This is a genomic window from uncultured Eudoraea sp. (assembly GCF_947258525.1).
Lineage (GTDB): Bacteria > Bacteroidota > Bacteroidia > Flavobacteriales > Flavobacteriaceae > Eudoraea.
In genome coordinates, this window is record NZ_CAMYIP010000173.1 from 1 (window position 1) to 7,522 (window position 7,522).

Consider the following 7,522-nt stretch of genomic DNA (forward strand, 5'->3'; position numbering starts at 1 on the left):
GTCAAACTTGTCGGTAAACCAGCTTTCTATGAATTGATACAACACTATAACCAGGCCGCAATAGATAAGGGCGCCGGCCAGATCAAGCAGTTGGGAGGCGAGAAATACTGATCGATTCAGGTTTTTCTCATGGTCAAACCCAAACTACGATGCTATGCGATAATGCCATGCGATTCGCGTCAATTGACCCAAGATGGTCACAGAATCACGCATGCTCAGCTTAGACCCGTCGGCGTGGATCCATCTTTTCAAGGGTTGTTCGCATATTAGCGACTTTGCTCTTTCCTTGCCATAGATCTTTCGCATGCGCACAAAGATCTCCACGTCAAATAACCACTTTGTAATGAAGCTATTCGTCAACACAACAGCTGCCAGGTTACGATCCATTACTTTTGCTCCGCATTGGGTGTCCTTGAAACCCATTCCTAACAAGCCCTGAATGATCAGATTGATTGATTTACTAATAATTTTACGGGCTGATTGTTTTGTGATAGTGGCTCCCATCCTGTGAATTCTGGAGCCGCTTACGATTTGGTAGTCAGAACTTTCCAGTGTGTTAACCAATTCATTAAAATCACTGAGATCCGTTGATAAATCTGCATCGAGATAGCCGATATAATCCAGCTGCCGGTCTTGAAGCAAATGCAGTGTTCCCTGACGGACAGCCTCGGCTTTACCTCCATTTTTTACACAATTAACGATGCTAATGGAATCTTCGTAGCCTGTTCTCAATTGCTCCAGAACTGCCAGCGTATTATCCGTACTGCCATCATTGACAAAACAAAAATGGTACCCGCGATTTTGTTGGAGGAATTCTCTAAAAACTTTGCCTGATATTCTGTTTTCTTCGTTATAACAAGGAATCACTACACCGACACAATATTTGTGAAGATATTGGTTCTGATGCGCCTCCATAAATGAAGCCTGTAAAGGGTTTATACCGAGCAGGCTCTGAATTCGCATAAGTACTTCGTTCAGGCTGATCGGTTTTTTCATAAAATCGTTAATCCCTAACTCGTAGGCTTGTTTTATGGTTTCCTCTCCGGTCTTTCCCGACATGATCAAAACGGGTGTTTGCGATTTTCTTTTCTGACGGATGTATTTGACAACTTCAAGACCGCTTATATACGGCATGTTGATATCAAGGATCACCAGGTCGGGCTGATAGGAATCGTAAAGCTTCATACCCTGTTCGGCCGTGGAGGCAGTTTTAACTTCCAAACCAGCGTCTTCCAGTCGTTTTACCAGAGACATCAAGATGAGTTGTTGATCGTCTATTGCAAGAATTTTCATGGGTCAAGTATTTAATATTATTTTCAGTAAGATTCGTTCACGTTTTTTATTAACGTTGCCGCAAATCTATAACAGAATGAATGCCTGAATGGATGGACAAAGTCCAATAGCAGGTATCTGTAGACGAATGGCAAGACTTGAAAGATGGGCGATAATGGTAAAAGACCAGATTATATCTAACTTTGACCCGATATATTTTCTTACAACGTAAATAATGCAAAGGACCCATATTCTCCTGATCCTGGCACTTGTCTTCGGCCTTGCACTCCACGGATCTGCAATTTTCTTTACCCTGGAAGAAACGTATGATGCTTATGTTCATCTTTTTTTTGCCGAGCATTATGCTTCTAACTGGTTCGAACATTGGAATTATAAATGGTATACGGGGTTTACCGTCCACGGTTATCCGCCCCTGGTCCACCAGCTCCTGGCACTAATTTCCCTTGTAGGCGGGCTAAAATTTGCCCTGTACACCATCGCCTTTTTGAGCATTATTCTTTTTATCACCGGCGTCTACAGATATAGCCTGATGTTAAGCGGAAAGGAGATCATAGCTGGTTGTACAGCCCTCCTCGCCGTTTTATCCACCTCATTTATTGAAACCCTTCATCTCTTTGGGCAGTTACCCAGCATTGTGGGGTTGGGGCTTCTACTCCATGCCTTACCTGAAATATACCTGTGGATCCGCAAAGGACTCAAAATGCAACTGATCACTGCATTATGCCTGCTAGCCGTTATGGTCTGTTCGCATCATGTAACCCCTATTTTCGGGATGGTATTTTTTGTTTTTCCGGTGATCGGACTGGCGATCATGGATAATGCGAAAGATCAAACAAGGGATTGGAAAAAAGTTAAATTCGGCATTTTTTTTAATGAATTCCGTAAAGTCTTTTGGAGAATTCTCGGCTTCGGGACAACGTCCCTGGCCTTGATCATCATCTGTATCCTTCCCTATTGGATCAATTCAAGGGTAAATCCGATTACACAGGTTCCCATACCGCACGGTTCGAGGGATAACTTCCTGGAAATGGCTTCGTCCGGCCTGGTTTTTTTCTTGATCCCATGGGGGGTACTTTTATTTATTATGCCCTTCCTGTTTTACCGGTTCTTCAATAAGCGATACATCTTTTTCGGTTTGTCGCTTGCCTTGTTGACCATCCTGGGAACAGGCGGTACGACACCGATTCCCAAGATCATCCTGGGTGAAAATGCCTTTAACATACTAACACTGGACCGCTTTACCCTCTGGGCTACCATACTTGTACTCCCTTTATTTGGGGAGTTCGCATATCGATTTCTAAAAGGCGATATAAGAGAACGTATACTTCAGAGCAGCGGATCGATGGTGCTGCGCATGCAGGGATTTCTTCTTGCGGGCGTCTTTTTATCTATGATCGTATTGACCATGAGCCTGGGATATTTCCGTCCCGCCCAACCGGAAAAAATAAACATGTTGCCGATCGTAAATTTTCTGAACCAGGACCAGCATGACAGGTGGCGATATCTAACCCTGGGGTTTGGCGATCAGATGGCCTGGCTTTCGGCACAGACGGAAGCCAAAACTGTGGATGGAAATTACCACTCCGCCCGAAGGTTACCGGAACTGACGAGCAGGGCGATCGAGCGATTGGAAAATTCAAAATATAAAGGAATTGAGGGTATTGGATCCCTGCAGCAATTTTTGACCACACCGGAGAAATATCATTTAAAATACATTTTCTCTAACGATAAATTCTATGACCCGATTCTCTTTTATTGTGGCTGGCAGCGGTTAAACCTGTTGGAAAACGGTGTCGCCGTTTGGGAACGCCTGAACGTATCACCGCTCCCCTCCCTACTACCCCGGGAGGAAGTCCCCGGTATACTCAGGAGGATGTGGGGTATCATACCTGTAACGACCGTATTGGTGGCCTTAATTCTCATCGGCTTTCGGATAGTAAAGAGAAGTCGTAAAGAAACCAAATCATTTCTTGCTGTTTACGAGCAGGCCGCATCGGCGTATAAGACGTCCGGAAAAATGCTCTTATACCTGCAAATCTGGATCCTTTTGATCTTCGCACTTGCAGTTTACGGAATTTACAGCTTCTATGTGGAAAATGCCGACCAGTATTCGCCCGAAAATGTAGTACAAGCGTATTATGACGCCATCGACTTTAAAGAATTCGAGCAGGCACATTCCTACATGGACCCCGATGCGAAAGTATCCTTAGACAGGTTCATGCTGCAGATATCGACAACCGACGGATTATTGAACTCCTACGCCAAATTGGATCGCATAGGGGTCAAAATTCTCAATCAAATCGACAATAAAGCCGTAGCTCAGGTCTATACCACGTGGGTCACGCCCCTGGAATCCATTGAGAAGGAATACGACCATCTTCTGGTCAGAAAGAAAGGAGACTGGTTCATAGTTCCGGATGCCGTAGATACGGATATTCCTCCGGATCAGTTATTTACGGAAAATCAAGTTGCCTATTTCAATCAGGGACGACGCCAGATCTCTTCACAACAAACCCATTACGATGATATATTGGAACAGCCTTTGCTTCGGGTGATATCGTCCAAACTGGTTCGTTACGACGGGCAATACAGTATTATTGGAGAGATCCAGAATATAGATAATGTGCCTGCAGATGTCATGATCCGGGCTACCTTGTATGACGAGTCCGGGGCAGAATTGGCCGAATATGATGCCAAATACCTGCTTAAACACAAACTGATGCCTCGGGAAACGACAGTATTTCGGGTGGATTTCGAAGATGTCGCCTGGCAAGATGCCTCTGAGGCAATTCCAAGTTCATACGAGCCGGAACAGTTTACACCAGCTAAATTAGAGGCTGCACCCAGGTATTTCAATTTGCAATGCGCCGGTAATATCACTAATAAGGACCTCTTTAAGAAAGTAGCCCTTCAACAGCTTAAGATCGATGGAAAACGGATGGAAGGGACTTTGTTTAATTCGGGAATTCAAGAAATAACGGTACCCCAATTGCTGGTATCCTATTATGGCAAAGACCAGGAATTGCTCTGGGTTGATCATCAGTTCCTTCAGGAAGGAATACGGGTCCAGAGAAAAAAGAAATTCCATTACCCTTTGCTGGAACTCACGGATTTGGAAGTGCTTAACGAGGACATGTCACTCTCCTTCGTTAACGGACTGCCCAATCCGGTTGGTAATTCGAACGAACAATCTAACTATAAAGAACATATGAATCGATTGTTGCAACCCTGTCAAAACGATCGTTATGACTTTGTGAAAATCGATCTAAACGCCTATGTGGGAAATCCAAAATAGTAGTCTTATAGCCGTACTGGCAGTTGCCCTTAGCGCGCTGATGTCCAGCTGCAATTCAGATGGCCAATCGCTTGCTGCAGAAACGCCTGTATTTCAACGCTTGGATATCGTAGACGTTATGATCGCGGGAGATCTGGGCCGATTGGCATTTTTGGGTCCCGATGGTATCGATGCCTATCTGCAGCTGGACAATAGTTATGGCAGCATGGTGATATCCCCGAATAGTAAAGAGCGAGGATTGGTGTTTCTTCTACCCGATCCGATCACTCAGGTGGCCGGACTATGTACCTGGAAACTGATCCATAAAAACCAGGTCATATTCAATGGCAACCTATCGATTCTTCCCCAAACGGGTTCCGGGATCCGAATGGAATCGTACCTGGGTCCGAAGGATATCATCGCCGGGGATTCAGGCAAGGCCATGGTAGTTTCGATCCCCGCTGATCCATTTGACAATCCCCTCCCAGACGGTACTCCTGTATGGATTGAAGAACGATTCAAAGGGACAACTGAATCTATTATTGACTCCCTTGAAAATCTGATCAGTTGGCGACACATCGAGCCCGAAACGCGGTCAGGACGGATTTTTGTAAAAACGATGACAGGAAGCAGCCCTTCTATAGAAATGTATACCGATGTCAGTTCCGGTGCAGGAACCGATTTTGAGATCAGCTATGAACGAAATCATGATTTTGCTGACGGCAACCAGGTCATCCGCTTAAAGACTTCTGTGATCAAAGACCGCTTTGAAAATACGGTGGCTGACGGTACCCTGGTGACATTTCATATCGAAAACGGCGAAGAAACTTCCCTCTATACCAATGCTACGACAGTTAACGGCATCGCAGTTGCCAAAATAGTGCATCCGGTAGTTGCAACCAGGTGGAAGCTCACGGCAATTATAGCAGGAGTAGCTAGTAGTAACACCCTGGAAATGAATTTCAATAGTGCGGTAGAGGAATTTGAAGCAGCATTTTCAGCTGAGGGCCAAATCCTGTCAATCGGTCCGATTAATAGTTTTATGGGTCAGCTTGTTCCCGATTTTACTCCTGCGGAAATCCTTTTGAACTATGAGGTAGGAAGACAAGAGAGAATTACGATATACACCCGTGGCGGCTATGCCCAATTCGATGTGAAAACCCTCATTCACGATACCCTCCCGACTCACATTGAAATCCGCATTCTGGGTCGGACTAAAACCATTAACCCTTAAATAAATGCTAGGCACCTTTACCATTCGGATGCAAAGGGGATTTATGATCCTGATAGCGGTTCTCCTGAACGGAGTCATTCTCCTGGGTATTGGGGCGATTTTTGTTTTTCTGAATACAGGTGCTGACCGCAGTTCCATTCTGCACCTGGATACCGAAATAGAATCGGTTTACAGGCCCCAAATCGAGCTAATACCTCATACCAATGAGGGTCGGCCTATCGGGGCTGCTGCAGGAGAGAAGTTGATACGAGACTACCTGAACGCCTGGTACACACGTAATGAAGCTTTGAGATACAATGATCCATTACTGTCGCGGGACTATTATACGGATAGCGCCTATGCCAAATTGAAACGTATCATCAACCTTAACCGAGAATCAGAAGTAAGCGTACATCAGACCACACTAGCACATACAATTTCACTCGACTTTTACAGTGAAGATGGCAAATTGGCAACCCTTTCAGACAGAAATGTAGAAGTTTACAAACAGATCTGGAAGAAAGAAGGGTTACAGGCCGAAAGCAAGGACACGAGTAACTATCGCGTTGTCCTCTTCCTGGAAGACAACTCCTGGCGGATCCGACATATGCTGAGAACAGCATCTGCACCATCGGGCAAAACGAAGAATGATTACGACAGTGATATATTGAACATAATGGCAGGGGTCAAAGGCCTGAATTACTACCCACAGGATCAGCCCTGGAATATGTTCGGATCCGATTTTGACCTGAAGGCAATTGAAGCCGACTTTGTGAAGATTCAGGAAATGGGTCTGAACACTATCCGGATCTTTATTCCTTATGAGGAATTCGGAGGTCCTGATGTTCGATCTGAGCACCTGGGCCAACTCAAGCTGGTCATGGATGCTGCCGAGACCGAAGGGATCAAAGTGCTCCTCACTTTATTTGATTTCTACGGTAATTATGATATGGCTGATTGGACCTTAAACTTCCACCATGCCAGGTTGATCGTGACAGCATTGAAAGAACATCCGGCACTTTTAGCCTGGGATATTAAAAACGAGCCGGACCTCGACTTTGAAAGCAGGGGCAAGAATAGGGTTTTAGCCTGGCTTCGGGAATTGAGTGCCATCGTAAACACATTGGATCAGGAACATCCCGTAACCATTGGTTGGTCCAATACAGAGGCAGCTACTTTACTAAACGATGAAGTGGATTTCGTTTCCTTTCATTATTATGGAGATGCCGATCATTTTCGTATCGCTTACGAGAATTTGAGGGAGGCCGTGCTGGAAAAGCCAATACTGCTGCAGGAATACGGTTTGTCTTCATATAGCGGGATCTGGAACCTGTTTTCGGGCTCCCAAATCGAGCAGGCGGCATACTATAACGCAATTCAAGATATTGTGTCGGAACTCCAAATACCTTTTTTATTTTGGACCTTATATGATTTTCCTGACATTCCGAAAAAAGTAGTCGGCCGATTGCCGTGGCGTAAAATACCGCAAAAAAATTACGGCTGTTTTGATGATGAAGGCAACCCCAAGGAAAGCTAGATGGTCATAAAACAAAAATGAAAAGGAGCAGCCTGCCAGACCACTCCTCTTCTACTTAACCCAACCAATAAAAACTGTATTTAGGCATCTGTATGGACCTCTGCCTTCTTTGGCAGCACCCATTCAAATCCTGATTTATATTTCTGACCCAATGCTTTGAAGTAATCCGTGTACGTTTGCGTGATGACAGACATCGGCAGGGAGC

At 45.0% G+C, this 7,522-nt stretch carries 4 protein-coding genes; 3 read left to right on the top strand and 1 reads right to left on the bottom strand.

Going from position 1 to position 7,522, the window contains the following annotated elements; genetic code table 11:
• Positions 1-144: 144 nt before the first annotated feature.
• Positions 145-1,293: a response regulator gene (locus Q0X89_RS13045; RefSeq protein WP_297694871.1), complete on the bottom strand. Its 1,149-nt coding sequence runs from the start codon at positions 1,291-1,293 to the stop codon at positions 145-147.
• Between the two features lie 214 nt (positions 1,294-1,507).
• Between Q0X89_RS13045 and Q0X89_RS13050 the strand changes: the two genes are divergently transcribed.
• From Q0X89_RS13050 to Q0X89_RS13060, 3 genes are read left to right on the top strand one after another with little or no spacing between them, the layout of a single operon-like run.
• Entirely contained in the window at positions 1,508-4,588 is a 3,081-nt protein-coding gene (locus Q0X89_RS13050; protein ID WP_297694873.1) for a hypothetical protein, read from the top strand.
• A complete protein-coding gene (locus tag Q0X89_RS13055; protein ID WP_297694875.1) occupies positions 4,569-5,801 on the top strand; it encodes a hypothetical protein in 1,233 nt (410 codons plus the stop codon). Before Q0X89_RS13050 ends, Q0X89_RS13055 begins: the two co-directional genes overlap by 20 nt.
• A gap of 4 nt (positions 5,802-5,805) precedes the next feature.
• Positions 5,806-7,317 (top strand): cellulase family glycosylhydrolase, encoded by a 1,512-nt coding sequence (locus Q0X89_RS13060; protein WP_297694877.1) that lies wholly within the window; start codon positions 5,806-5,808, stop codon positions 7,315-7,317.
• Positions 7,318-7,522: the final 205 nt, after the last annotated feature.

Excerpts from the sequence above, each read along its gene's own strand:
- Q0X89_RS13045 (WP_297694871.1), bottom strand. The coding sequence starts at position 1,293 with ATGAAAATTCTTGCAATAGACGATCAACAACTCATCTTGATGTCTCTG.
- Q0X89_RS13050 (WP_297694873.1), top strand. The coding sequence starts at position 1,508 with ATGCAAAGGACCCATATTCTCCTGATCCTGGCACTTGTCTTCGGCCTT.
- Q0X89_RS13055 (WP_297694875.1), top strand. The coding sequence starts at position 4,569 with ATGTGGGAAATCCAAAATAGTAGTCTTATAGCCGTACTGGCAGTTGCC.
- Q0X89_RS13060 (WP_297694877.1), top strand. The coding sequence starts at position 5,806 with ATGCTAGGCACCTTTACCATTCGGATGCAAAGGGGATTTATGATCCTG.